Raw genomic sequence first — 25694 nt, forward strand, 5'->3', positions numbered from 1 at the left:
CAGTTGTCATGAGGTGACTTTAATGAAAGATAATAGCGTAATGTTGGCCCGTCGTTGGCTCTGTTTGATAATGCTGGCGGTTGTTCTGCTGCCTTTTGCTGCCCAGGCTCAGTCGAAATCGCCAGAAGCGTTGGTTCGTGACAATGTCAATGAGTTCATGGAGCAGATTAACGGTAGAGAAGATTATTACGCCAATAATCTTGATGAACTTAAAGCGTTAGTCAACGATAGTCTGAATGGTGTGGCGGATTTTCGTTATATTGGCGCTAGCGTGATGGGCAGCTACTTTCGCAATGCAACGCCAGAACAGCGTAGTCGGTTTGCCGATGTCTTTCGTCAAACTCTGATCGACACGTACACGCGTGGCCTCGTGACCTTTGATTACGATGAGTTGAGAGTGTTGACCGACCAGCGCGGCCAGCGCTATGAAGATCAAGCTAGTGTTGATATGGAAGTTGTTGCCACTAATGGTCAGGTTTACCCCGTTAGTTACAGTCTGCGACTTTCAGATGGTGAGTGGAAAGTAGTCAATGTGATTGTTAATGGCATCAATTTAGGGCTGACCTTCCGTAATCAGTTTGACCAGTCGATGCGCGAACATAACCGAGACTACGATGCCGTCATTCGTAGCTGGTCACCCGAAATTGGTGTCGACGAGCTTGAGCAAGGGGGCAACGCGTGACGACGCTGTTATCTACGCCCTATGTTTCGCTGATTGCGCAGTCTTGCGCGCTGGCGGTTCAGGGTGATCTCAATGTCAATGCAGCGGCCGAAGTGGCCGCTGCAGGCGTTAAATGGCTTGAAAGTACTCGATTAACGGATGTTGTCCTCGATTTTTCAGGCGTTTCAAAGGCGAGTAGCGCGGCGATTAGCGTTCTGTTTGAATGGCTGCGTGCGTGTCACTCGCTAGGCATTGTCGTTACCTCGATTGCATTGTCTGCTCCGCTTGAGCGTTTAACGTCGCTCGCTGAGCTCGATGCGCTAATAGGTTCGCCCAACGCTGAAGCGTGAGTGTTCGTCTGGCATCGCCAAGCGTGCCGCTTTTCTTTATCATGTTCCCCCTGTTCCTCTCTAATTCAACGACCCCCTATTTCAACCACCTAGTTTAATGACCCAAAGGAGTTTCCTGTCTTATGCAACCCAACGAGGTAAAAGCACTGCTTGAGTCCCGCATCGATGGATGTGATTTTCATATCCAGGGTGAAGGCTGCAATTTTCAGGTGATCGCGGTTGGCGAAGCTTTTGAAGGTCTTTCTCCTGTAAAGCGTCAGCAGCTGGTCTATGCGGCGCTAAATGACGAAATTGCATCCGGCGCTCTGCACGCCATTAGTATCAAAACGTTTACTCCGGCGCAGTGGCAAACTGCACCGGAAAACGCATAGTAGCGGCTTCTCTATGGATAAATTAATCATTACCGGCAATGGGTCGGTAGATGGCGAAGTGTGGGTGAGTGGCGCTAAGAATGCGGCGTTGCCAATTTTGTGTGCCAGCCTTTTGGCAGATGGTCCGGTCATTATTGGTAATTTGCCTCATTTGCAGGACATCACTACGACGCTGGAGCTGCTAGGGCGGATGGGCGTTGAGCCGGTGATGGGGGAGAAGCTCAGTATCCAGCTTGACGGCTCTCAGGTAACGCAGTGTCATGCTCCCTATGAACTCGTTAAGAAGATGCGCGCCTCCATTCTGGTGTTAGGCCCGTTGTTAGCACATTTCGGTAAGGCAGATGTTTCTCTTCCAGGCGGGTGCGCCATTGGTTCACGTCCGGTGGACTTGCATATTCGTGGTCTTGAGGCGATGGGCGCAGAGATCCGCGTTGAAGCGGGTTATATTCGTGCCCGAGTTGATGGACGCTTGAAAGGGGCGACTATCTTCTTTGATACAGTGACGGTAACGGGTACTGAGAATCTGCTGATGGCGGCAACGCTCGCTGAGGGCACCACTATTCTTGAAAATGCTGCACGCGAGCCAGAAATTGTCGATCTCGCCGAGTGTTTGATCAAGATGGGGGCCAATATTCGTGGGCATGGTACTGACACAATCGTGGTTGAGGGCGTTGCGACGCTGCACGGCTGCGAGCACGATGTCATGCCTGATCGTATTGAAACGGGTACTTTCCTGGTGGCTGCTGCCATGACGGGTGGCCGCGTGAAAGTGAAGCGCACCCGTGCTGATATTTTAGAAGCGGTGCTTGCGAAGCTTGAAGAAGCCGGTGCTGAGATTACCAGTGGCGATGATTGGATCGCGTTGGATATGCACGGTAAGCGCCCAAAAGCGGTTAATATTCGCACTGCGCCCTATCCAGCATTTCCTACCGATATGCAGGCCCAGTTTGTGGCGATGAATGCTGTCGCTGAGGGGCATTCCCGGGTAGTGGAAACCATCTTTGAAAACCGCTTTATGCACGTGCAAGAGCTAAACCGGATGGGGGCGAATATTGCCCTTGAAGGTAATACGGCACTGATTGAAGGCGTAGAAAAGCTTTCAGGTGCGCCGGTAATGGCTACCGACCTTCGTGCGTCAGCATCATTGGTGATCGCGGCAATGATGGCTGAAGGCGAAACGCTTGTAGATCGTATTTATCATATCGATCGTGGTTATGAGTGCATTGAGGAAAAATTACAGCTGCTGGGTGCGCGCATTCGCCGTATTCCTGGCTAAGCCATGTTATTAACCATTGGCCTAAACAATGAGTAAGCAACTGATTTTGGCCCTTTCAAAAGGGCGTATTCTGGACGAAACGCTGCCGCTGTTGGCGGATGCGGGGATTACCCCGGCAGAAGATTTGGGTAAAAGCCGTAAACTGTTGTTCGATACTAATTTGCCAGATGTAAAGTTGGTGATTATACGGGCAACCGATGTGCCGACCTATGTGCAGCTGGGTGCCGCAGATGTGGGCATTGCGGGTAAAGACGTTCTGCTTGAGCATGGGGCTGAAGGTCTATACGAGCCCCTAGACCTGGATATCGCTCGTTGCAAGCTGATGACTGCTGGTGTGACGGGTCAGTTGCCAGCTGAAGCGCGTCGTCGTGTAGCTACTAAGTTTGTAAACGTAGCGAGGCGTTACTATGCAGAGCAGGGTATTCAAGCCGAAGTGATTAAGCTCTATGGGGCGATGGAGCTTGCTCCGCTGATGAATTTGGCCGACGAAATTGTTGATATCGTGGATACCGGCAATACGCTTCGCGCCAATGGCATGGAGCCTCGAGAGCTCATTGCCCATATCAGCACCCGCCTGGTGGTTAATAAAGCCGCCATGACCATGAAGCATGATCGTATTAAGCCATTGTTAGCCCGCCTGGAAAGTGCGGTTAAAAAGCGTCAGACTCAGCCTATTGAATGACACGAGGTTTACCATGAGCGATAAGTCCACAGCCACCATTGCCCGTCTCTCGACTGTTGATGGGGCATTCCATCAGCATTTAGACGCGCTGCTGGATTGGGAAGGGGTGTCTGATAAGGCAGTACAGGCTCGTGTTGAAGAGATATTGGCAGATGTTAAACGGCGAGGTGACAGTGCGGTGGTTGAGGCGACAAATCGCTTTGACCGCCTGTCAGCCGAGAGTATGGAGCAGCTACGCCTATCTCCTGAGCAGCTGAAAAAGGCCTTTGACGGTCTGCCTGCTGAGCAGCGCAATGCGCTGTCAGCCGCTGCTGAGCGTATTAAGCGTTATCATGAGCGCCAGAAGCCAAGCTCGTGGCAGTACGAAGAGGCTGATGGAACGGTGCTGGGCCAAAAGGTCACCCCGCTGGACCGCGCAGGTATTTATGTGCCAGGCGGGAAAGCCGCTTATCCTTCATCGGTATTGATGAATGCTATCCCTGCCCATGTGGCTGGTGTGCGCGAGATTGTGATGGTTGTGCCGACTCCGAACGGTGTGCTGAATGATCTTGTGCTGGCAGCTGCGCATCTGGCGGGCGTCGATTATGTGTTCACGATTGGTGGCGCACAGGCGGTCGCGGCGCTTGCTTATGGCACTGAAAGCGTTCCGCGGGTAGATAAAATCGTAGGGCCTGGAAATATCTACGTAGCGACTGCTAAGCGCGCGGTATTTGGTCAAGTTGGTATTGATATGATTGCTGGCCCCTCTGAAATCATGGTGGTGTCTGACGGTCAGACAGATCCGGATTGGTTAGCAATGGACTTGTTCTCTCAGGCTGAGCACGACGAGGATGCCCAAGCGATTTTTGTTAGTTGGAAGGCTGATCATCTGGATGCCGTTGAGGCTTCAATTGAGCGATTATTGCCGACGCTGGAGCGGGAAGATATTGCCCGTGCTTCACTGCAACGTCGTGGTGCATTGATTCTCTGCCAAGATCAAGCCGAAGCCATTGAGTTGATCAATCGTATCGCACCGGAGCACCTTGAGCTTTCTGTCGAGGCGCCCGGCGACTGGCTTGATGACGTGCGTCACGCTGGGGCTATCTTCATGGGGCGGCATACGTCGGAAGCTCTGGGTGACTATTGTGCAGGGCCGAATCATGTGCTGCCCACGTCTGGAACCGCCCGTTTTTCATCGCCACTGGGGGTTTATGATTTCCAGAAACGCTCCTCCATTATTCACTGCTCGCCTGGTGGTGCGTCTGAGCTTGGTAAAATAGCCTCTGTACTTGCCCGGGGAGAATCGCTGACGGCCCATGCTCGTTCGGCGGAGTATCGTATTAACGATTGAGCATTGCCTGAGAAGGCGCCGTCTGAACAAGCGCCGATAACCATCAGAGCGACTTACGAGTCGCTCTGATGCTCTCCTGACGTAGCATTAATGGGTACCGGCCGTTCACCTACTTCCAGTGTCATATCCATACGCTCACCGCTTCGTACGATCGTCAGCGGTAGTTTTGTGCCGGGTGGAATGGAAGCAATCGCGCTCATTGTTACCCGAGCATCCAAAATCACTTGGCCGTCAATAGACAGCAGAACATCGCCGGGCTGTAAGCCTGCTTTAGCGGCCGGCCCGTCCTTCACAACGCCAGCCACAATCACGCCTTGAGGGGTTCTTAGTCCAAATGATGCGGCTAGCTCGCGGGAGAGGGCTTGTGCTTCTATGCCTAGCCAGCCGCGTATGACGCGGCCGCGGGTAACCAGTTCATTCAAGATGCTGTGAGCAAGGTTAGCTGGAATCGCGAAACCAATCCCTTGTGATCCACCTGACCGTGAGAAAATAGCCGTATTAATGCCCACTAAAGCGCCGTCAGGATTGACTAATGCGCCCCCGGAATTGCCTGGATTTATCGCTGCGTCTGTTTGAATAAAATCCTCGTAGGCATTTAAACCTAAGTGGCTGCGCCCCGTCGCGCTGATAATGCCCATGGTAACGGTTTGCCCCACGCCGAAAGGATTGCCAATAGCAAGTGCTACATCGCCTACGGCTACCTGTTCTGAATCGGCAAGCTCAATTACTGGCAAGTCATCAAGGGTGATGCGTAAAACGGCAAGGTCGCTTTCTGGGTCAGTGCCAATTACCTCGGCAAGTGTTTCCCGGCCATCGCGAAGTGCTACCTGTATTTGATCGGCGCCATTAATGACATGATGATTGGTTAGCACGTAGCCGTCATGGCTGACGATAACGCCAGAGCCCAGGCTCGACAGCATTCGCTGCTGAGTGGTTGCATCGTCGCCGCTGAAGAACTGCTGAAAAAAAGGATCGGACATCAATGGGTGCTGATCGCGTTCAACAATGCGTGATGAATAGATATTAACGACGGCTGGCGCCGCTTGGTTAACAGCATTGGAGTAGCTTGCAGGCCCTTGGTTGCGGTTGAGCGGTTCTGCTTGGCGAATCTCAGGGGCAGGTCGACTGGCTGCCGACTCTCCGCTAGTAGGCACCAGCGAAGAAGGGGGTTCGACCGTTGCGGGTGGCGTTTGCCGAAACGGATTGGGCAAATACTCTGGGAAAGCAAGTAGCACCAAGGCGGCGAGCAATAGCCCGGTGATAATTGGCCATATATAGGGCAGCACAGAGCGGTGCATGCGAAATTTCCTCAGCGGGTGATAGTCTAAATGGTCGCGAGGTTCGCGATAACGCGAAGCGAGATTTACAATAGTTCCATCGTAACACTTTATTGAGATGTTCCTCACGATAGCTTGTTAATCGGTTAAGGAGTCAGTGTGATCCATCGCGACCAACTAGTTGCTGCTTGCGACCATCAATTGCGCTCATCGCAATTTAAAGATTTTACCGTTAATGGCCTTCAGGTGGAGGGGCGTGACACTGTAACGCGGGTGATGTCAGGGGTGACGGCATGTCAGGCGTTATTGGAGGAGGCGGTCGCTTGGCGAGCGGACATGGTGTTAGTGCACCATGGTTATTTCTGGAAGAATGAACCGGTGGCCATTACCGGCATGAAGCAGAAGCGAATTAAAACGCTACTGGATAACGAAATGAGCTTGCTGGCTTACCACTTGCCGTTAGATGCGCATGCCGCGTTTGGCAATAATGCCGAGCTGGCCAAGCGTCTGGGGTGGAAGGTCGAGGGGTGCATTGATGGTGAGCTTGGCGAAGGGTTGTTGTGGTCCGGCCGATTAGCTGAGCCGCTAAGCGTTGCGGAACTGGGCAGTCAATTGGCTGCCGTGCTCCATCGAGCGCCTTTAGTGGTCGAGTCGCCTTTAGTTGGCTCTGTGGAGCGGATCGCATGGTGCACTGGAGGTGCTCAAGACATGATTACGGCGGCTTACGATGCAGGGGCGCAAGTTTTCGTGTCTGGGGAAATATCAGAGCGCACGACGCACTTGGCTAGAGAGATGGGTATTCATTACATTGCTGCTGGTCACCATGCTACTGAGCGTTTTGGTGTTCAGGCGCTGGGTGAGTGGTTGGCGAGTGAGTATGATGTAGAGCATCGATTTGTCGATATCGATAATCCCGCCTAGCGCTAATTTGTACAAGGCATCCGCAGCGGTTTGCTATGCGGATGCTTTGATCTTGTTAGTTATTAATAACGAGGGGGTTGCGGGGCAGGCTCATCATGTTCTTTCAAGCTGCCTTTTAGGCCAAAGTCTTCGGATAGCGTACCGCTTTTGCCATCTGCATAATCACGCGGAGTGTTAACATCACCTTCGTCCTCTGTGCTAGGCGCGAGCTTGTTTGTGGAAGGTGTTATGGCCGTTTCCAGTTTCCATTCAGCAGCTTCACTGTCTATTTGCTGTTCTAGCCGATCAGCTTCCTGGCGAATATTAATGATGTGCTGCTGGATGCCAGTGAGGTGGCTTCCCATGCCTTTCTTAAGCTCGGCTATTTGATGTTCACGCTCAAGCAAAGCCTGCTTTAGTGTGGCGTGGTCACGTTGGCTTTTGCTGAACAGGCGATAACACGCCAAGCCGATAACAAATCCAATAACGAGACCGATAATCGCAAAAGTGAATGGCGAGCTTGCTTCCACAGTATTCTCCCTAGAGATGATGCACGCCACCAAGCGCATGGCGGGGTTTGGCAAATAGTTTAACAAACAGCTTAACAAAGCGTGACCATTATAGGCGCGTATCCGTCGGTTGGGTCAATCCGCTCATGCGCTCAGTTATTATGCAGCGTATAATATTGTTTTTTTATTTGGGCAGGCTGTGTTCTTACAACGTCACAGTTCCGTTCACGATGTGTGCTGTGGGAGCGAGTTGATGTCATCATTATCTGCACGTCAAGACAGCGAGCAGGCGAGCCGATTAACGCCTTTTGCGCGGTATCAGGAAGACTTAAAGCGTGACGATTTTCAGTACGACCCTGCTCAAGAGCAGGCGGTTAAGCACCTTCAGCGCCTTTATGATGAGCTGCTAGCCAGGCCCGCTAGTGCTCCTAAAGCCGTCGTTGCTAACAAAGGATTAAAGGCAAAAGTTGCCGGGTTGCTGGGTAAAAAGGCCAGTGTCGGCGAGCCAGTGCTGCCTGATGTTAAGGGGCTCTACTTTTGGGGAGGCGTGGGGCGTGGGAAAACGTATCTAGTCGATACTTTCTACGAGGCGCTGCCGTTCCCTGAAAAAATGCGCACCCATTTTCATCGTTTTATGCAGCGTGTCCACAATGAGTTGACTCACTATAAGGGCGAGAAGAACCCATTGACGCTGATTGCTGGCAAGTTCGCTGCTGAGGCACGCGTCATCTGCTTTGATGAGTTTTTTGTCAAAGACATTACCGATGCAATGATCTTGGCAAATTTGCTTGAGGCACTGTTTGAGCGTGGTGTGGTGTTGGTGGCGACATCAAATATAGTGCCGAACGACCTTTACAAAGATGGGTTGCAGCGCGCACGGTTTGTTCCCGCCATTGAGCTAGTGAATCGTCACTGCGAGGTCGTTAACGTCGATTCTGGTGTTGACTACCGTTTGCGTGCCTTAGAGCGGGCTGAGATTTTTCATGCACCGCTTGATAAAGCGGCCGAGCAGGAGCTAAGCAGAAGCTTCAGAGAAATAGCCGGTCATGAAGGTGAGGAGGGGGCGCCTCTTGAGATTAATCATCGCGTTTTAAAGACGCGTCGACTCCACGACGATGTAGCATGGTTTGAGTTTGTCGAACTCTGTGATGGGCCGCGCAGCCAGAATGATTACATTGAGCTTGCCAGAGAATTTCATACGGTTTTGGTATCTAACGTCACCCAGATGAATGTCAAAACAGACGATCAAGCTCGCCGCTTTATTAATATGGTTGACGAGTTTTATGATCGCGGGGTTAAGCTGTTGATGTCGGCAGAGGTGCCAATTGAAGCGCTGTATCGCGATGGCAAGCTGACCTTTGAATTTCAGCGGACGCTGTCGCGTCTGCAGGAAATGCAGTCTAAAGAGTATTTAGCGTTACCCCATAAGCCCTAGTATCGGGTGCGCCGATAAATACGCTGCAAGCAAGAATAATATCAATAAGAGCGATATCAATAAAAAAGAGTGGCGGTACTTAACTTGCGGTGATACTTGCTGTAGAATGCCGCCTCGCTGCATGTTGCTGGTTTTTTCTGGCAACCAAAAAAAATAGGGATGGTGCTTCATCGCTTACGTAGCGGTGTAAGCTACCCAACACACTTAATCTGGTGATTTTATCCATGAAGACGTTCAGTGCTAAGCCGCAGTCCGTCCAGCGCGACTGGTACGTAGTCGACGCTACGGACAAAACGCTCGGTCGTCTGGCAACCGAGATTGCTCGCCGCCTGCGTGGCAAGCATAAGCCCGAATTTACTCCTCACGTTGATACTGGCGATTACATTGTTGTTATCAACGCTGAAAAAGTCCATGTGACCGGCAACAAGGCGAAGGCTAAAACCTACTACCGCCACACTGGTTACCCGGGCGGTCTGCGCTCTATGACATTCGACAAAATGCTTGATCATGCCCCTGAGCGCATTATTGAGTCTGCCGTTAAAGGTATGTTGCCGAAAGGTCCTTTGGGTCGCGCCATGTACTCAAAATTAAAAGTGTACGCCGGTGCCGAGCATCCGCATGCTGCCCAACAGCCGCTTGAACTGAACATCTGAGGAAATCTTCGCCATGACACAGCAGTATTACGGTACCGGGCGCCGCAAGACTTCCACCGCTCGCGTGTTTATGAAGCCGGGCTCTGGCAAAATTACTGTCAACGATAAAGATCTTGACCTGTATTTTGGTCGCGTAACTGGTCGTATGGTTGTTCGTCAGCCGCTTGAGTTGACTGAAACGCTGAATCAGTTTGACATATTCGTCACTGTTGCTGGCGGCGGCGGCTCCTCTCAAGCAGGTGCCATTCGTCACGGTATCACTCGCGCCCTGATGAACTACAATGAAGATCTGCGTCCGACACTGCGCGCCGCTGGTTATGTAACCCGCGATGCTCGTCAGGTCGAGCGTAAGAAAGTCGGTCTGCGTAAAGCACGTCGTCGTCCGCAGTTCTCTAAGCGTTAATTTTACGCTATGCGGCAAAAGCGCCCAGGTCAAAGACCTGGGCGCTTTTTATTGGAATATCAAAAAATTATAACGCTTATACCACCATGGTCACGGGCGGTTGTTCTTGTGCAGAGCGCTTTGTTTTTTTAACATAGAGCGTATTTGATATTCGTCGTCGCAAGACGCCTTTGCGGCGGAACGGGTAAGCTGATGGGAGAAACCAGAAATGGCAGATAACGGCGTAAACAAAGGTCGGCGCCGTTTCCTTGTAGGCGCCACCTCCGTTGTGGGGGCGGTGGGCGCTGTCGGGGTTGCGGTCCCCTTTGTGGCTTCTTGGCAGCCTAGTGCCAGGGCAAGAGCGGCAGGTGCGCCTGTTCAAGCTGATATATCGAAGCTTGAGCCTGGGCAGCGTATGACCGTTGAGTGGCGCGGTCGGCCGATTTGGATTATTAATCGTACGCCTGAAATGATCGAGCGAACTGAGGCGTTAGGGAGCGACAGTTTAGCGGATCCTGATTCGGAAGTGCCGCAGCAGCCAGCGTATATCCAGGGTGGTTTGCGCTCTATCAAGCCGGAAATAGGCGTGTTGATTGGTATTTGCACGCACTTGGGTTGTTCGCCCCTGTTCCGACCTGAACCGAATGCCGAGGGGGTGGGTGTGGAGAATTGGCCGGGTGGTTTCTTCTGTCCATGTCATGGCTCTCGCTTTGACTTGGCCGGTCGCGTATTCAATAACGTACCTGCGCCGATCAACCTTGAGGTTCCACCCTACCGCTTTGAGAGTGATGACATTATTGTCGTTGGCGAAGATGAGGAGGCTGCCTGATGGGTAATCCGAATAAAGCCAAGGCGGAAAAGGGCCTCATGCGTTGGGTAGATGATCGCTTCCCTGCTACTCAGATGTGGCAAGAGCATCTTTCCAAATATTACGCGCCTAAAAACTTTAACTTTTGGTATTTCTTTGGCTCATTAGCGCTGCTGGCGTTGGTTAACCAAATCTTGACCGGGGTTTGGTTAACCATGAGCTTTAACCCCTCTGCTGAAGGTGCATTCGATTCTGTCGAATATATTATGCGTGATGTGGAGTGGGGGTGGCTGATTCGCTATATGCACACCACCGGCGCTTCGGCCTTCTTTCTTGTCGTCTATCTGCATATGTTCCGTGGCCTCTTGTATGGTTCCTACAAAGCGCCTCGCGAATTAGTGTGGGTGTTTGGTATGACGATTTATCTGGTGCTAATGGCAGAAGCCTTTATGGGCTATTTGTTGCCATGGGGTCAGATGTCTTACTGGGGTGCTCAGGTTATTATTTCGTTGTTCTCAGCGATTCCTGGCATTGGCCCTGATCTGGCGCAGTGGGTGCGTGGTGACTTCCTGATTTCAGGCATTACCCTCAACCGTTTCTTTGCACTGCATGTGGTTGCTCTGCCAATCGTTATTTTAGCGCTCGTCGTGCTGCATATTATTGCGCTACACGAAGTGGGTTCAAATAACCCTGACGGTATTGATATTAAGCAGAAGAAAGATGAGGCGGGCGTGCCGTTGGATGGGATTCCCTTCCATCCTTACTACACGGTAAAAGACTTGGTGGGTATTGCGGTCTTCCTGTTTGTTTTCTGTGTAGTGGTGTTCTACTTCCCAGAAGGCGGCGGCTACTTCATTGAAAAGCCAAACTTTGATCAAGCTAACCCGCTGCAAACGCCTGATCACATCGCGCCCGTTTGGTATATGACGCCTTTCTATGCCATTCTTCGCGCAATCACTTTCTCAGTGTTCGGCTTAGACGCTAAGTTCCTCGGTGTTATCTTTATGGGGGCTGCGATTGCAATATTGTTCGTTCTGCCCTGGCTGGATCGTAGTCCGGTGCGCTCTATGCGTTACAAAGGCTGGATGTCGAAAACCATGCTGACGCTGTTTGCTATCAGCTTTGTCATCCTTGGTGTTTTGGGTGTGTTGCCATCGACAGAGGGCAGGACGCTACTAGCCCAGGCGTGCACCGTGATTTATTTCGCCTTCTTTGTCTTGATGCCTTTCTACACCAAGCTGGAGAAGACTAAACCCGTTCCGGAAAGGGTGACTGGCTAATGAAAAAGTATCTTTTGGGACTCCTTTTCGCGTTAGTGCCAGTAACTGCGATGGCTGCCGGTGGTGCGAGTGTCCCGCACTCGATGGAGCCTGATCTGCATGATCAAGCCTCGCTGCAAAATGGCATGAAGCTCTATGTTAACTACTGCATGGGCTGCCACTCACTTCAGTATCAGCGCTTTGCGCGTGCGGCTGACGATTTGGGGATGCCGCAGGATTTGGTTGAAGAAAATCTGATTTTCTCGTCGGATTTGGGCTACAACGACCAAATGCATAATGCCATGAACAGTGGTGATGCGGAGGGTTGGTTTGGTGCGCCGCCTCCGGATCTATCGCTCAAGACGCGTGTGCGTGGAACGGATTGGATCTACTCTTATCTGCTTAGCTTCTACAAAGATCCGAGCCGCCCCACTGGTGTTAACAACACGGTATTTGACCTGGTTGCGATGCCTAACGTGTTGGAGCCTCTGCAAGGCGTACAAGAGCTGGTGTGTTCGGAAACGGATCATCCGGTGGCGGGGCAGTCACCCGATCCTTTGTCGGGTAAGTACCAGTCTTGTGATGTGCTGCAAGTGACCCAGCCAGGTTCCATGGAGCCTGCTGAGTTTGAGGAAGCAGTGTATGATCTTACTAACTTCCTAGCTTATGTGGGTGAGCCCTCCAAGCTTCAAGCTCAGGCGTTAGCACCTAAAGTGCTGATCTTCATTTTCATTTTTGGTGTGATTGCCTACTTGCTTAAGCGTGAGTACTGGCGAGATGTTCACTAATTATTAAGTGATGAGCGGCATGTCGGGCGCACGGCGGAAGCCGTGCGCCCTTTGTTTATCTAGTCAGTCGTAATGCAAAGCGGGTTACCATCCCATAAGCTAGCGCTGGCGTGTTATTATCAAAGATTGTTTTGATGCGAGGATGCTTTCATGGGTGTTGTGGCCAAGCGGTCGTCGATGATCTTTTACTCTGGTAATGATGATCATTTTAGTCATCGTGTGCGCATTGTTCTGGCTGAAAAGGGGGTGGCGGTTGATATCGTTGATGTCAGCGATGAGCGTCCACCTGAAGAGTTAGCAGACCTCAACCCGTACAACAGCGTGCCTACGCTGCTAGATCGTGACTTGGTGCTTTATGAGTCTAAGGTCATGATGGAGTATCTGGATGAGCGTTTCCCTCATCCTCCTCTGCTGCCTGTTTATCCGGTGGCGCGGGCGCAAAGCCGTTTGTGGATGCATCGTATTGAGCGCGAGTGGTGCCCAATGCTGGAGCAGATACGCACAGGCGGTAAAAAAGAAGCGGAAAAGGCGCGTAAAGAACTGCGCGAAAGCCTCATTGGGATTTCGCCTATCTTTGAAGATATGCCTTACTTTATGAGTGAGGAGTTTACGCTTGTAGACTGCTGTTTAGCGCCGATTTTATGGCGTTTGCCTGAGCTGAATATTGAGTTGCCTGAGAAGCAGGTAAAGCCTCTGTTGGGCTATATGTCGCGAGTATTCGAACGTGAAGCGTTTAAAGCATCTTTAAACGAGCGTGAAAAAGAGATGCGCGCTTGAATTCATGCTGCCTCTTCTCCTTAATCGGGTAAGGGGCATATTTGTCAGGAGGAGGGAGTCTTATGAAATCGAGCCGTCCCTATCTCGCCCGAGCTCTCTATGAGTGGTTGTTGGATAATGAGTTGACGCCTTATGTGGTGGTTGATGCTACTCAGCCAGGCGTGGAAGTGCCGCGTCAGTTTGTTCAAAATGGACAAATTGTGTTGAATGTAGCGCCGACCGCTGTGCGTGACCTGTTTATGGAGAATCAGGCCATGGGGTTTAACGCTCGCTTTGGTGGCCAGCCTATGCAGGTAATGATTCCTACGCCTGCGCTTATCGCGATCTACGCTCGTGAAAATGGTGCTGGAATGGTGTTTGGGCATGAGCCAGAGCTGGATGCGGCAGAGTTTGATGATGCCGAACTGGATGGCGATTTTTCAGACACTTTTGACGAATCGTCCAAGCCTGAGTTAACGGTAACAGAGCCTGTTCCTGAAAAAGAGGGTGGCGTTTCTGCACTGCCGTCTAAGAAGGCTAAGAAAAAGCCAACGCTACGCGTGGTTAAGTAGCGTGGTTTTTAGCTAAGTTGTTAACTTGTGCTTTTGAGCGTCGGTTTTTCTTAGCAAGCAGTTGATGAATAAAAAACCTCGTTTCGGTGAAAAGCCGAGGACGAGGTTTTTTTATGGCGGTGTGTTAATCAATCCATATAGTCAAAGACTTTAACGATTCGCTGAATGCCGCCAACCGCTGATACCGCGTTAGCAATTCGGTTGCCTTCATCTCGAGTTACCATGCCCATCAGATACACCGTCGCGTTTTCTGTGGTGATTTTTAGCTTTGATGAGTCGATGCGGTCATTAGTGGCGAGTTGGCTCATGACATTGGTGGTTAGCCAGGTATCGTTTAGGCGTTGGCTAGCGGGTAGGTTTGCAGCAATACTGAGTTCGTTGTGTACTTGGTCTACGCCGCGTAGAGAGCTGGCGACTTCACCTGCTTTATTGCGCAGTTCCTCGCTAGGCACTTGCCCTACCAGAAGTAATGAGCCGTTATAGCTATGTGCTCTAATGCGTGCATCTCTCAAGCGGGCGTCTGAGCGCTCCAGCGCACGTGGCGCTTCACGTTCAATGGTTGTGTCAATGGCTTCGACATCACTGCTGCGCTGACCATAGTTGGAAGGGTTAGATGCCGCGTTATTAGCACATCCAGTTAGTAAAATAACGCTTAGTGTCGCAACGGCAATCAGTTTGTATAAAGAATAGCGTAGGGCCATGGCGATGACTCCTTTCAAAATGTAAAGTCAGTAGGTATTAATCTACCCGTTTGATTGTGTCTGTGCAGTTTAATCTGCTCAGTTTAATTTGTTTGGTGCTGACTATTTAGTCGACTCCGCCAAAGAGCTGCTCGTCAATTAAATCACATAAGCAGTGGATGACGAGTAGGTGAACCTCTTGAATGCGTGCAGTAGATGTTGCTGGAACGCGAATCTCACAGTCATCCTGGCCTAGTAATGACGCCATATCGCCGCCATCTCTGCCCGTTAGCGCGACTACCGTCATGTCGCGGTCATGGGCCGCTTGGATAGCTTGAACGATATTGGCTGAGTTGCCGCTGGTGGAAATGGCTAATAAGACATCACCGGGCTGGCCTAGCGCCCTGATCTGCTTGGAAAACACTTCATTATAACTGTAGTCGTTGGCGATCGAGGTCAGCGTTGAAGTGTCGGTTGTCAGTGCTAGTGCGGGTAGGCTGGGGCGCTCACGTTCAAAGCGATTCAATAGCTCGGACGAAAAGTGCTGGCTATCGCCTGCGCTGCCGCCATTGCCGCAGGCGAGAACTTTACCTTCGTTAACTAAGCACTGAACCATCATTTGGCTGGCGACTTCGATAAAAGGCGGCAGCACTTCGCTGGCATATGTCTTCGTGTCTATGCTGGCGTTAAAGTGATTAAGTATGCGTGATTGAAAGTCCATTAGGGCTTCCTAGGTAAAAGTATCAGTAAGCATCAAAAGCCGCTTTTTCCCACTGGAATTCAAGCGCGGGAGGCGTGCCTGTGATCGCTAGGATATCAAAGCGACACGGACTTGAAACAGCATGCCGAGCGATATAGAGCTTGGCTGCTCGTATTAAGCGGTGGCGCTTCTGTGCAGTGACGGTCTCTAAGGGGTGGCCGTAACGAGTAGTGGTGCGATGTTTGACCTCGATAAAGACCAGGATGTCCTGGTCTTTCATCACAAGATCAAGCTCACCGCCTTTAACGTGATGATTGCTAGTGACAAGCGTTAAGCCATGTTGCTGCAGCCATTGAGCGGCTAGTTGCTCAATGGCTGCGCCCCGTGTCCGCGCTGTTTGCGGAGTATTGGGATTCTGATAACTATTGGTCATCGTTCAGTAGGCCAGGAATCAAAATGGGCGAAGGCACGCCATTTTGGAATTTCGCCCACGGTAATTCTCGAGAAACCCTGCCATCACCTGATAGGCGAAGCGTACCAGTGCTTCCATTCATGCCGTCAAGGGCTGATAAGTCTGATAGGCGGATGCCAAGTTCGTAAGCATCCACGCCCATTGCCATTAGGCGAAACATTGAAGGGTCTGACTCGTTGCGAAGCTCTGCGTACGTCGAATAAAAGGGCAGCGCCTCTTCCCCGCCAACCGCTGCGTCAGGGATTTGCCAGGGAATATCGATAAACATTACATCATTTAGGTCTTGATCTAAGCGTGTCTGTAGGCGCCCTTCATGCAGGTGCGAGGTGGCATAAATAGGCAGGTTGGGGGCGTAGTAGTAGTCCATGGTGGGCGGCACTTGGCGTGCGTATTCGGGAAGTGCCAGTAAGAATAGTGCATCAATGTTCCCTAGACGGGCGCGATCGCCGCTGACATTGAGGGCTGTTTTGACGGCGTTAGCTACGGCGCTGCTAGGGTTATAGCGGACGGCATTGGTGATTTCGCCGCCCTGGCTTTGCCACTCATTCCAGAAAGCTTCACCGACGCGCCGTCCCCAGGCATTGTCGGGCACCATGATAGACATTTGACGATGGCCGTCCTGAAAGGCTCGGCGAGCTGCTTGACGAGCTTCATCTTCAGCAGATAAACCATACTGAAGCAGTTGAGGTGCTTGATTGCTTGCGCTGTTGCCATAGTTCAGAGCCAGCGTCGGTAGTGGTACACTATCGCGCTGCTCAAGTTGGGTGACTTGGCCTTTGTCAATTGGACCAATCAAAAGTTGAGCGTTCATTTGCTGTGCACGTTGGTAAATTTCATCTAGTGAATATTGAGACGCATTGATGAAATTAAGTTGTACATTATCTCCGCGCAAATCGTGATGACGGCGCATGGCAGAAGCGATAGCGTTAGCCACACTACTTAGTGGGCCAGATTCTGGTAATGCCACTGCTATGCGGCGTATTTCGACACCCTCTAATTCAGGTATGGATACTTTCGTATATTCAGTTTGATCCAAGGCTTGACGTGCCCACTGCTGCCGTTCTGCAAGGGTTTCTTGCTGGTTTGCTTGCATAGGCAGTTCGTCGTCAAGCACCTGGGTCGCGCGGAGGACTGCGCGGGGATCGTCCATGCCGCGAGCAAGTTCAGAGAAAAGCATTGCCCAGCGCACCCGATCCGATTCTGAAAGCATGTTTTCATCAACCGCATCGGCTGCGTCAAAAGCATTTTCGCGTTGTCCTTGTCTGGCGAGGATATTAGCCGCTTCCAGTCGCGTCTTGGCAGCTTGTTCAGGCGCTTGCTGCTCTGCTTGACTAAGTAATCGGCTAGCATCCTGATCAGGGACGCGGTCAACCACGCTTGGGGATTGCATAGCGCACCCTGTAATCAGAAGCGCCATGAAGGCAGTGGCTAGTAATCCACGTATTGACTGTTTCATGTATCCTTCCTTAGTTTCCATTTGCGCTGCCGTCGCTCGATGAGCGGATAAATTTATCATTGCACAAGCATGGCGCACCGTCAGTGCAGGCTATTAACAAATCGGGAGTCACGATGACACACCAGCATCCGGGTATATTGTACGTGGTTGCAACACCAATTGGGAATTTGGAAGACTTATCGCCACGGGCTGCTCGGGTATTAGCGGAGGTATCACGTATTGCTGCGGAGGATACACGCCACAGCGGTCGCTTGTTAGCGCATTTGGGCATTAATAAGCCGATGCTCTCACTGCATGAGCATAATGAAGCACGGCGAGTCGATACGCTGGATAGTTACTTAATGGCGGGGGAAAATGTTGCCCTAATTAGTGATGCGGGGACGCCGCTTATATGTGATCCGGGGTTCGTATTGGTAAGAGAGTTGCGATTGCGGGGTAGGCAGGTGGTGCCGCTTCCTGGGCCTTGTGCACTAGTCAGTGCGCTGTCAGCGGCTGGATTGCCGACTGATAGGTTTACATTTGGTGGGTTTTTGCCGTCCAAGCCAAGTGCGCGACGGCAAGCGCTTGAAAAATGGCAGTCTCGAGAGGAAACGTTGGTTTTTTACGAGTCACCTCACCGTATTGAGCACACGCTCGAATCGTTATGTGAGCAAATGCCTGAGCGAGCGGTTGTTCTGGCGCGAGAATTAACCAAAACGTATGAGACTTTTTTGCAGGGTTCGCCTTCCTCATTGCTTGATCAGCTTAGGCAAGACCCTAACCAAGGTCGTGGAGAGTTTGTCGTAATGATTGCTGGGGCGCCGCCCGCTGTTCAAAGCGATGAGCAATCTATTACTGCTGATGAGCTGCTTAAAGCAATGCTAGCAGAGGGTGTTGGTGTCAAGCAGGGGGCAGCCGTTGCTGCAAAAATGCTAGGCGGCCGAAAGCAGGAATGGTACGCAAGATTGCAAGCATTGAAAGGTGGGCATTGAGGCGACGGCGGGGCGCTGGTATGCTTGCCGCCGGAGTTGGCCAGACAGTCGCCGCTAATACACTTGTAAAAGTGTGTTGGGGGAGGAAAGTCCGGGCTCCATAGGGCAGAGTGCCAGGTAACGCCTGGGCGGCGTAAGCCGACGGAAAGTGCAGCAGAGAGTAGACCGCCTAAGCCTTTCGAGGCTGGTAAGGGTGAAAGGGTGCGGTAAGAGCGCACCGCGCGCCTGGCAACAGTGCGTGGCAAGGTAAACCCCACTCGGAGCAAGACCAAATAGGGATCCAATGGCGTGGCCCGCGCTGGATCCGGGTAGGTTGCTTGAGCGCTGTGGTGACGCAGCGCCTAGAGGAATGACTGTCCACGACAGAACCCGGCTTATCGGCCGACTCCCCATTTCCATAAAAGGTGCGCCGTTCGCACCTTTCTTAACACTGTGTGAGATTAACATGCCTTCTCCTGACGCTGACCAGGTTACTTCCCATTTTCGCCACACCAGCGTCTTACTAGAAGGGGCGGTAGATACACTTGTTCATAATCCCGATGGTATTTATTTAGACGGCACGTTTGGGCGAGGCGGGCACTCCCGCGTTATTCTTTCGCGCTTGAGCGAACAAGGTCGTTTAATGGCCATGGATCGTGACCCTCAAGCAATAGCAGCCGCTAAAGATATCGATGATCCTCGTTTCGACATAACGCAGCGAGAGTTCGCTCGGTTAGTTGAATATGCACAAGAGCAAGGGGTTTACGGAAAGCTTTCAGGGGTATTGCTAGATATTGGTGTTTCTTCCCCGCAGTTAGATGATCCAGAGCGTGGCTTTAGCTTTATGCGCAACGGTCCTCTTGATATGCGTATGGACCCTACCCAAGGAGAGAGTGCAGCCGCGTTTTTAGCCCGGGCTAGCGAAAGTGATATTGCCAATGTGTTTAAAACCTATGGTGAAGAGCGTTACGCAAAGCGCTTGGCGCGTGCTGTTGTTACGCGACGTGTGGAAAAACCTTTTACGCACACTGTTGACTTGGCCGAGGTATTAAAAGAGGCTCACCCCGCTTGGGAAAAGGGCCGTCACCCAGCGACCAAAGCGTTTCAGGGGCTGCGTATTTATTTAAATGGTGAGCTCGATCAACTGGATGCAGCGCTTGAGGGGGCATTGGAAGTGTTGGCTCCTGGGGGGCATCTGGTTGTGATTAGCTTCCACTCGCTTGAAGATCGTCGTGTAAAACGCTTCATTCGTCATCATGTGCGGGGTGATACGCACTTGCCACGGGGCGTGCCGATTCGCGATGATCAGCTAAATCGCCGTCTTGAAGCCTTGGGTAAAGGAATACGCCCAAGTGACGAAGAGGTAGACGCTAACCCCCGGGCGCGCAGTGCCGTCATGCGAGCCGCCCGTAAACGAGTGTGATCATGAGCATGGATCGGATAGAGCGTTGGGCGTCAACGCTGCGCACCGAATGGCCTTTCAAGCTACGTTTTCGAGCTTGGCCGGTTATCCTTGTTGCGCTGTTCTTAGCGTGTGTCGTTACCGGTGGTTTAGTGGTTGCCACCACGCATATGACGCGAGTGCAGTATGCGCAGCTACAGCAGTTAGAGCAGGAAAAAAATCAGCTGCAAACCGAGTGGGGGCAGCTGCTATTGGAAGAGGGGGCGTGGTCTACTCCGGCCCGTGTAGAGCAAATTGCTACGGAACGGCTTGAAATGCGCATTCCCGATGTGAATGATGTCGAGGTGATTCGACCATGAAGCGCGAAAGTCGGGGAGGGATATCCCGTCAAATGCCTATTGCTCCGCCATTAGCTGGCGGACGCTTTTTATTTATTCTCATTGTTGTAATGGTGGCGTCGGCCATTTTAGTCGGCAGGATTACGCTGCTTCAGGTAATTGATCGCCCGTTTTTACAGAGCCAGGGTGATGCCCGTACGCTGCGCCATGAGGCAATACCCGCACACCGCGGTATGATCACTGATCGTAATGGTGAGCCTCTGGCTGTTTCTACGCCTGTTGTGACACTTTGGGCGAATCCTCAAGAGCTACCTACCGATGCCATTCAGCGAGTAATGCTGGCGCAAGCTTTAGGCATGTCGCTCGATGACTTTGAATCCCGTGTCTCTCGATATAGCAGTCGAGAGTTTATGTACCTTCGTCGTCAAATGACGCCAGATGCGGCCCAACGTATATTGGATTTACGTACGCCTGGTGTTTATCAGCAGCGTGAATACAAACGTTATTATCCAGCCGGTGAAGTGGCGGCGCAGTTGCTGGGTGTTACCAATGTGGATGATGTGGGTCAAGAGGGACTGGAGCTCTCTTATCAGCCCTATTTGGCGGGGCATCCTGGACAACGCCGAGTCTTAAAGGATCGACGCGGTCGGTTAGTTCGTGAGCTGGGTGTTATTCGTGAAGCGCAACCTGGTGGTGAGTTAACGCTGTCGATTGATCAGCGTATTCAATATATGGCCTACCGTGAGTTGCGTGCTGCTGTCGCTGAGCATGAGGCAGACGGTGGGGTGTTGGTAATGCTCGATGCGCGCACAGGGGAAGTGTTAGCGATGGCTAACTTGCCTTCTTACAACCCAAATAACCGCGCTGGGTTAGATCCGCGAGGTTTGCGCAACCAGGCACTGGTTGATGTGTTTGAACCTGGGTCTGTTATGAAGCCTTTGGCGATGGCTGCAATACTGGAAAGTGGTGTTGTAGATCGCGATGCTGTCGTTGACACCTCGCCTGGCTGGATGCGCCTGGATCAGTTCACTATCCGAGACTTCCGTAATTATGGCGATTTAGATTTAGCGGGGATTCTACAAAAATCTTCAAACGTTGGTATGTCTCGTTTAGCACTGCAGCTAAGTGATACGGCCATTTGGGAAAAATACAATCAGCTAGGTCTTGGGCAAGCACCAGGAACCGGCTTTCCTGGTGAGGCGACAGGCAGTTTGCCAGCGCCAGTTCGCTGGTCTCGAAGTGAACGAGCGACGCTCTCCTATGGCTACGGTCTTTCTGTTTCAGCCGTTCAATTGGCCAGTGCTTTCACAGCGCTCGCCAATGATGGCGTGCGTTTACCGCCCTCGCTGTTGAGGCTTTCTGAGCCTCCCCAGGGGAGTCCTGCTATATCGCCCACAGTGGCTAATGATTTGCTGAATATTTTAGAAACGTCGGTCGCCGCCTATACCGGCGGGCGCCGAGCGCAGGTTGAAGGCTATCGTGTGGGGGGGAAAACAGGCACGGTGCGCAAAATAGGGCAGCAAGGTTATACCACCGATGCTTACCGCAGTGTTTTTGCGGGGATTGCGCCTATTTCCGACCCGCGTATTGTTACCGTCGTTATGATTGACCACCCCCGCGCTGGCCAATTTTATGGTGGCGCAGTGGCTGCTCCGGTGTTCTCTAGCGTGACAGGTAATGCCCTACGTTTGCTGGACGTGCCACCCGATCATGAGGTCGAGTAGCAAAGGAGATTGCATGAGGTTGTCCCCAGAAAGTCTATGGATAGCGCTAAAGCAGGTTTGGCCCAACGCCGTGTTACCTAAGGAGCTGCCTAAATTGCCAGAGCAGCTTCGCTTAGTGACGGATACACGTAAGTTAGCGATGGGTGATGTATTTGTGGCTGTCCCTGGTAGTCAGCGTGATGGTTATGAGTTTGTTGATCAAGCAGTGGCGGCAGGTGCGTCACTCGTTTTGGCGCATACAAGAGAAGGTGGTGTTTCACTGGACGGGCAAATACTTTATTTGCCGCATCTGTCTATGCGACTTGGCGAGCTAGGTCGCACACTGTTTTCTGTTCCTAAAGACCTTCAGGTGATTGGGGTGACGGGCACCAATGGGAAAAGCTCTGTTACCCATTATATAGCAGCGTTAAGTGAACTGCTTGGCAAGCCTGCTGGGGTGATTGGGACATTAGGTGTTGGTCGCCTCGGCCAATTGGTCGACACAGGCCTTACTACGCCTGGCTCATTGGCAATGCAAGAAACCTTGGCTGATTTGGCTAACCAGGGAGTGAAGCGTGTGGCGCTTGAAGCTTCTTCACATGCCCTTGAGCAACGCCGTTTAGACGCAGTGAACGTCGCCGCAGGCGTATTCACCAACCTGACGCGAGATCACCTTGATTACCATGGCAGTATGGCGGCTTATGCCGCTGCAAAAGCAAAGTTGTTCCGGCGTTCTGAGCTTGTGCTTGCGGTCGTCAATGCAAATGATCCTCTTGCGCGGCTAATGTTGGCAGGTTGTGATAGCCGTGTGCGTGTTTTGGCAGTAGGCGACGATGAAGCAGTGACGCTGCGCGTGATTGGTTGGCATCCCCATGAACATGGTCAGCAGGCTCTTGTTGCTACGCCAGAAGGTGAAAAAACGCTTAATCTTGGTTTGATGGGGCGGTTTAATCTAGACAATGTGCTGTTAGCCATTAGTGCGCTTTATGGATTGGGCGAGCCTTTAGAGCAGTTGTTTGAGTCGGCAACTGAGTTGGGCCCAGTGCCTGGGCGTATGGCGTTATACCGCGAGGTTAATGCGCCCAGCGTTGTTATCGACTATGCCCACACGCCGGATGCATTAGCTAATGCTCTCGAAGCGCTGAAAGAGCATTTAGGGAGCACCGGAAAGCTGTGGTGCCTGTTCGGTTGTGGTGGTGAGCGTGATACGGGAAAGCGAGCAGAAATGGCTGCTGTAGCGGAGCAGCGAGCTGACCACGTGATCGTTACTGACGATAATCCGCGTACGGAGTCTGCCGAGCAAATTCGCCAACAAATTATGTCGGGTTTTTCTGCTGCGGCTGCCTTTACGGAAATAGGTGATCGTAGTCAGGCGATTTGTCATGCGGTTCAGCAGGCTGATCCCCAGGACGTTATCTTGGTGGCCGGAAAAGGGCATGAGGCCTATCAGCACATCGGTAACGTGCGTCATGACTACCAAGATAGCGAACAAGTGATAAAAGCCTTCAAACTTAGGGCTGCCATGTGATGAACTGGTCGTTAGCTAGTATTGCTTCAGCGCTAAAACTTTCTGTCCCGCAAGCTTTATGCCAGTTGTCGGTGACGGCGGTCATTACCGATACGCGTCATATTGTGCCGGGCTGTCTGTTTGTGGCTTTGAAGGGGCCGCGTTTTGATGGCCATGATTTTATTGAGCAGGCGCTTGAGAAAGGCGCTGCAGCTGCTCTGGTTGAGCGCCCGGTAAGCAGTTTGCTTCCTCAACTGGTATGCGCAGACACGCGTTTGGGCCTTGGCCTGCTGGCCCGGGCTTGGCGTGAGCATTGTGAGCTGCCGCTGGTGGCTGTCACCGGCAACAGCGGTAAAACAACCGTTAAAGAGATGACGGCTGCGCTACTTTCTCCATTAGGCGGTGTGCTTGCTACCGAGGGCAACTTAAACAATGATATTGGTGCGCCGCTGACGTTGCTGCGTTTAGCAACGCACCATCAGGCAGGTGTGATTGAGCTAGGGGCTAATCATTTGGGCGAAATTGCCTGGACCAGCCAGTTGACCTCCCCTAATGTCGCCATCATTACCAATGTAACAGGCGCGCATGTCGGAGAGTTTGGCGGTATGGGGCAAATTGCCCAAGCCAAAAGCGAAATATTAGCCGGGCTAGCGGAAGATGGTATTGCGGTGCTAAACCGCGATGACGACTACTTTGAATTTTGGTCAGCCTGTGCGGGAAGCAAGAAAGTTGTAAGCTACGGCTTACATGGCGATGCGGACGTTCACGCGTCCGCACTTTCGTGTGACTCTTTGGGGCGGTATGCTTTTACGCTTGTTGAACGTGGCCAAATACTGGGCGACGTACAGCTGCCCTTGATTGGTAAGCATAATGTGAGTAATGCGTTGGCGGCTGCTACGGCGGCTCTCGCATTAGGCGTTACGCCAGAGCAAGTAGTGACGGGGCTATGCGAATTGTCCTCATTGTCTGGTAGGTTAAGCATCGTGCCCGGCGTGCGCAATACGACGTTGTTAGACGACACGTACAACGCAAATCCTGGTGCTGTGAAAGCGGCGTTGGATGCGTTAGCGAACTTTCCTTCACCGCGCTGGTGCGCGCTTGGCGCAATGGGGGAGCTGGGCAATGAGTCTCATGCCCTACATGCTGAGATCGGTCATTACGCTGCGTCACTGGGTATCGATACATTACTGACTTTTGGTGATGCCGCCCGTTCAGCAAGTGAAGCCTTCGGTCGCGGGCTGCATTTTGACGACCACGAGACGCTAGTGCGTCATGTTATTAATACTCTGCCGCCTAACACCACACTGTTGGTGAAAGGATCGCGTAGTGCAGGCATGGAAAATGTCATTGCTGCGCTACGTGCGGATGAAACAAGGTAAGCGCCGTTCATGTTACTTCACCTGGCGAATTTTCTAGCCCAATATCAGTCTACTTTCCAAGTTTTTAACTATTTAACCTTACGTGTCATTCTCGCAGCGTTAACGGCCCTCATGCTATGCCTGTGGCTTGGGCCCTGGGTTATACGCCGGTTAGTGGAAGGCCAGATTGGCCAAGCAATTCGTGATGATGGCCCTCAATCTCATTTGTCTAAAGCAGGTACGCCCACGATGGGTGGGGCAATGATATTGTTGGCTATTGCTATCAGCACGCTGGTCTGGGGCGATTTAACCAATCATTATGTTTGGGTGGTGCTGCTGGTCACATTAGGCTTCGGGGCTATTGGCTGGGTCGACGATTATCGCAAGGTTGTTGAAAAGAACCCGCGTGGATTACCCGCTCGTTGGAAGTATTTCTGGCAGTCGGTGGTGGGTATTGGCGCTGCATTGGTGCTTTATCTCACGGCCGCGACACCGGCTGAAACTAGCTTATTGATCCCGATGTTTAAAGATGTCGCGTTGCCGCTTGGCGTGTTCTATATCGTGTTGACCTATTTTGTGATCGTTGGCAGCTCTAACGCAGTCAATCTCACGGATGGCCTTGATGGCCTGGCGATCATGCCCACTGTGCTGGTGGCGATGGGCTTGTCCGTATTTGCCTATGCAAGCGGGAATGCTGTGTTTGCCAACTATTTACATATTCCTTTTATTCATGGGACCGGCGAATTGGCTGTTTTCTGTGCCACTATTGCTGGTGCGGGCCTGGGCTTCTTATGGTTCAACACTTATCCCGCTCAAGTGTTTATGGGCGATGTAGGGGCGCTGGCGCTAGGTGCCGCACTAGGCGTTGTCGCCGTTATTGTGCGCCAAGAAATTGTGCTGTTTATTATGGGCGGTATCTTTGTACTTGAAACGGTCTCGGTGATTCTTCAAGTTGGCTCTTATAAGCTTACCGGTCGGCGTATTTTCCGTATGGCGCCGTTGCATCACCACTACGAGTTGAAAGGTTGGCCAGAGCCGCGGGTAATTGTGCGTTTCTGGATTATTACCGTCGTACTGGTGCTGTTAGGGTTGGCTACGCTTAAAGTTCGATGATTAGCA

28 protein-coding genes and 1 other RNA gene are annotated in these 25694 nt (G+C 51.9%); 23 read left to right on the forward strand and 6 right to left on the reverse strand.

What is annotated here, in order from left to right:
- Positions 1-22 precede the first annotated feature (22 nt).
- From CEK60_RS02655 to hisD, 6 genes are all read left to right on the forward strand, one after another.
- A complete protein-coding gene (locus tag CEK60_RS02655) occupies positions 23-682 on the forward strand; it encodes an MlaC/ttg2D family ABC transporter substrate-binding protein (RefSeq protein ID WP_089037703.1) in 660 nt (219 codons plus the stop codon).
- Positions 679-1011, forward strand: a complete 333-nt coding sequence (locus tag CEK60_RS02660; protein ID WP_089037704.1) for an STAS domain-containing protein — start codon at positions 679-681, stop codon at positions 1009-1011. The genes CEK60_RS02655 and CEK60_RS02660 overlap by 4 nt, the downstream gene beginning before the upstream one ends.
- 122 nt (positions 1012-1133) lie before the next feature.
- On the forward strand, positions 1134-1382 hold the full coding sequence (locus CEK60_RS02665) for a BolA family protein (RefSeq protein WP_038485481.1): 249 nt from the start codon (positions 1134-1136) through the stop codon (positions 1380-1382).
- 13 nt (positions 1383-1395) lie between these two features.
- Positions 1396-2658, forward strand: a complete 1263-nt coding sequence (murA, locus tag CEK60_RS02670; protein WP_038485478.1) for a UDP-N-acetylglucosamine 1-carboxyvinyltransferase — start codon at positions 1396-1398, stop codon at positions 2656-2658.
- A gap of 28 nt (positions 2659-2686) precedes the next feature.
- Positions 2687-3340 (forward strand): ATP phosphoribosyltransferase, encoded by a 654-nt coding sequence (hisG, locus tag CEK60_RS02675; protein WP_038485475.1) that lies wholly within the window; start codon positions 2687-2689, stop codon positions 3338-3340.
- Between the two features lie 13 nt (positions 3341-3353).
- A complete protein-coding gene (hisD, locus tag CEK60_RS02680; RefSeq protein ID WP_089037705.1) occupies positions 3354-4670 on the forward strand; it encodes a histidinol dehydrogenase in 1317 nt (438 codons plus the stop codon).
- 53 nt (positions 4671-4723) lie between these two features.
- Here the strand turns inward: hisD and CEK60_RS02685 are convergent, their stop codons facing one another.
- On the reverse strand, positions 4724-5968 hold the full coding sequence (locus tag CEK60_RS02685) for a Do family serine endopeptidase (RefSeq protein ID WP_089037706.1): 1245 nt from the start codon (positions 5966-5968) through the stop codon (positions 4724-4726).
- A gap of 138 nt (positions 5969-6106) precedes the next feature.
- Here CEK60_RS02685 and CEK60_RS02690 point away from each other — a divergent pair, with 138 nt between their 5' ends.
- On the forward strand, positions 6107-6868 hold the full coding sequence (locus CEK60_RS02690) for a Nif3-like dinuclear metal center hexameric protein (RefSeq protein ID WP_089037707.1): 762 nt from the start codon (positions 6107-6109) through the stop codon (positions 6866-6868).
- A 62-nt stretch (positions 6869-6930) separates the two neighbouring features.
- Here the strand turns inward: CEK60_RS02690 and CEK60_RS02695 are convergent, their stop codons facing one another.
- Entirely contained in the window at positions 6931-7377 is a 447-nt protein-coding gene (locus CEK60_RS02695; protein ID WP_089037708.1) for a ZapG family protein, read from the reverse strand.
- A 232-nt stretch (positions 7378-7609) separates the two neighbouring features.
- On the opposite strand from CEK60_RS02695, the gene zapE reads away from it, so the two are divergent.
- From zapE to CEK60_RS02735, 8 genes are all read left to right on the forward strand, one after another.
- Entirely contained in the window at positions 7610-8791 is a 1182-nt protein-coding gene (zapE, locus tag CEK60_RS02700; protein ID WP_089037709.1) for a cell division protein ZapE, read from the forward strand.
- Between the two features lie 224 nt (positions 8792-9015).
- A complete protein-coding gene (gene rplM / locus CEK60_RS02705; RefSeq protein WP_009721993.1) occupies positions 9016-9444 on the forward strand; it encodes a 50S ribosomal protein L13 in 429 nt (142 codons plus the stop codon).
- A 13-nt stretch (positions 9445-9457) separates the two neighbouring features.
- Complete coding sequence (gene rpsI / locus CEK60_RS02710) at positions 9458-9847, forward strand: 30S ribosomal protein S9 (protein WP_038485457.1); 390 nt, start codon at positions 9458-9460, stop codon at positions 9845-9847.
- A gap of 208 nt (positions 9848-10055) precedes the next feature.
- A complete protein-coding gene (gene petA, locus CEK60_RS02715) occupies positions 10056-10655 on the forward strand; it encodes a ubiquinol-cytochrome c reductase iron-sulfur subunit (protein WP_089037710.1) in 600 nt (199 codons plus the stop codon).
- The gene (locus CEK60_RS02720; protein ID WP_089037711.1) at positions 10655-11914 is read left to right on the forward strand and encodes a cytochrome b; all 1260 of its coding nucleotides are present in this window, start codon (positions 10655-10657) and stop codon (positions 11912-11914) included. Before petA ends, CEK60_RS02720 begins: the two co-directional genes overlap by 1 nt.
- Positions 11914-12681, forward strand: coding sequence for a cytochrome c1 (locus CEK60_RS02725; protein WP_089037712.1), 768 nt, complete (start codon positions 11914-11916; stop codon positions 12679-12681). Before CEK60_RS02720 ends, CEK60_RS02725 begins: the two co-directional genes overlap by 1 nt.
- 150 nt (positions 12682-12831) lie before the next feature.
- Positions 12832-13458, forward strand: coding sequence for a stringent starvation protein SspA (gene sspA, locus CEK60_RS02730; RefSeq protein ID WP_089037713.1), 627 nt, complete (start codon positions 12832-12834; stop codon positions 13456-13458).
- A 62-nt stretch (positions 13459-13520) separates the two neighbouring features.
- The gene (locus CEK60_RS02735) at positions 13521-14009 is read left to right on the forward strand and encodes a ClpXP protease specificity-enhancing factor (RefSeq protein WP_089037714.1); all 489 of its coding nucleotides are present in this window, start codon (positions 13521-13523) and stop codon (positions 14007-14009) included.
- 128 nt (positions 14010-14137) lie between these two features.
- On the opposite strand, the gene CEK60_RS02740 is transcribed toward CEK60_RS02735, so the two are convergent.
- The 4 genes from CEK60_RS02740 to CEK60_RS02755 form a co-directional block, all read right to left on the reverse strand.
- A complete protein-coding gene (locus CEK60_RS02740; protein WP_089037715.1) occupies positions 14138-14710 on the reverse strand; it encodes a BON domain-containing protein in 573 nt (190 codons plus the stop codon).
- Between the two features lie 106 nt (positions 14711-14816).
- The gene (locus CEK60_RS02745; RefSeq protein WP_038485436.1) at positions 14817-15410 is read right to left on the reverse strand and encodes a phosphoheptose isomerase; all 594 of its coding nucleotides are present in this window, start codon (positions 15408-15410) and stop codon (positions 14817-14819) included.
- Between the two features lie 22 nt (positions 15411-15432).
- Positions 15433-15822 carry a YraN family protein gene (locus CEK60_RS02750; protein WP_089037716.1) on the reverse strand — a complete coding sequence of 130 codons (390 nt, stop codon included), beginning with the start codon at positions 15820-15822 and terminating at the stop codon, positions 15433-15435.
- Positions 15812-17317 (reverse strand): penicillin-binding protein activator, encoded by a 1506-nt coding sequence (locus tag CEK60_RS02755; protein WP_089037717.1) that lies wholly within the window; start codon positions 17315-17317, stop codon positions 15812-15814. The genes CEK60_RS02750 and CEK60_RS02755 overlap by 11 nt, the downstream gene beginning before the upstream one ends.
- A 113-nt stretch (positions 17318-17430) precedes the next feature.
- Between CEK60_RS02755 and rsmI the strand changes: the two genes are divergently transcribed.
- The 8 genes from rsmI (at position 17431) to mraY (ending at position 25688) form a co-directional block, all read left to right on the forward strand.
- Complete coding sequence (gene rsmI, locus CEK60_RS02760) at positions 17431-18288, forward strand: 16S rRNA (cytidine(1402)-2'-O)-methyltransferase (RefSeq protein ID WP_089037718.1); 858 nt, start codon at positions 17431-17433, stop codon at positions 18286-18288.
- Between the two features lie 32 nt (positions 18289-18320).
- An RNA gene (gene rnpB / locus CEK60_RS02765) (RNase P RNA component class A) lies at positions 18321-18681 on the forward strand.
- Between the two features lie 52 nt (positions 18682-18733).
- Positions 18734-19690: a 16S rRNA (cytosine(1402)-N(4))-methyltransferase RsmH gene (gene rsmH / locus CEK60_RS02770; protein WP_089037719.1), complete on the forward strand. Its 957-nt coding sequence runs from the start codon at positions 18734-18736 to the stop codon at positions 19688-19690.
- 2 nt (positions 19691-19692) lie between these two features.
- Positions 19693-20028, forward strand: a complete 336-nt coding sequence (gene ftsL / locus CEK60_RS02775) for a cell division protein FtsL (RefSeq protein WP_089037720.1) — start codon at positions 19693-19695, stop codon at positions 20026-20028.
- Positions 20025-21731 carry a peptidoglycan D,D-transpeptidase FtsI family protein gene (locus CEK60_RS02780; RefSeq protein WP_089037721.1) on the forward strand — a complete coding sequence of 569 codons (1707 nt, stop codon included), beginning with the start codon at positions 20025-20027 and terminating at the stop codon, positions 21729-21731. The genes ftsL and CEK60_RS02780 overlap by 4 nt, the downstream gene beginning before the upstream one ends.
- Positions 21732-21744: 13 nt before the next feature.
- Positions 21745-23238, forward strand: coding sequence for a UDP-N-acetylmuramoyl-L-alanyl-D-glutamate--2,6-diaminopimelate ligase (locus CEK60_RS02785; RefSeq protein WP_089037722.1), 1494 nt, complete (start codon positions 21745-21747; stop codon positions 23236-23238).
- The gene (locus CEK60_RS02790) at positions 23238-24596 is read left to right on the forward strand and encodes a UDP-N-acetylmuramoyl-tripeptide--D-alanyl-D-alanine ligase (RefSeq protein ID WP_089037723.1); all 1359 of its coding nucleotides are present in this window, start codon (positions 23238-23240) and stop codon (positions 24594-24596) included. Before CEK60_RS02785 ends, CEK60_RS02790 begins: the two co-directional genes overlap by 1 nt.
- 9 nt (positions 24597-24605) lie before the next feature.
- Positions 24606-25688 carry a phospho-N-acetylmuramoyl-pentapeptide-transferase gene (mraY, locus tag CEK60_RS02795; protein WP_089037724.1) on the forward strand — a complete coding sequence of 361 codons (1083 nt, stop codon included), beginning with the start codon at positions 24606-24608 and terminating at the stop codon, positions 25686-25688.
- The last annotated feature ends 6 nt before the right edge of the window (positions 25689-25694 follow it).

This window comes from Halomonas sp. N3-2A (assembly GCF_002216165.1).
GTDB lineage: Bacteria > Pseudomonadota > Gammaproteobacteria > Pseudomonadales > Halomonadaceae > Vreelandella.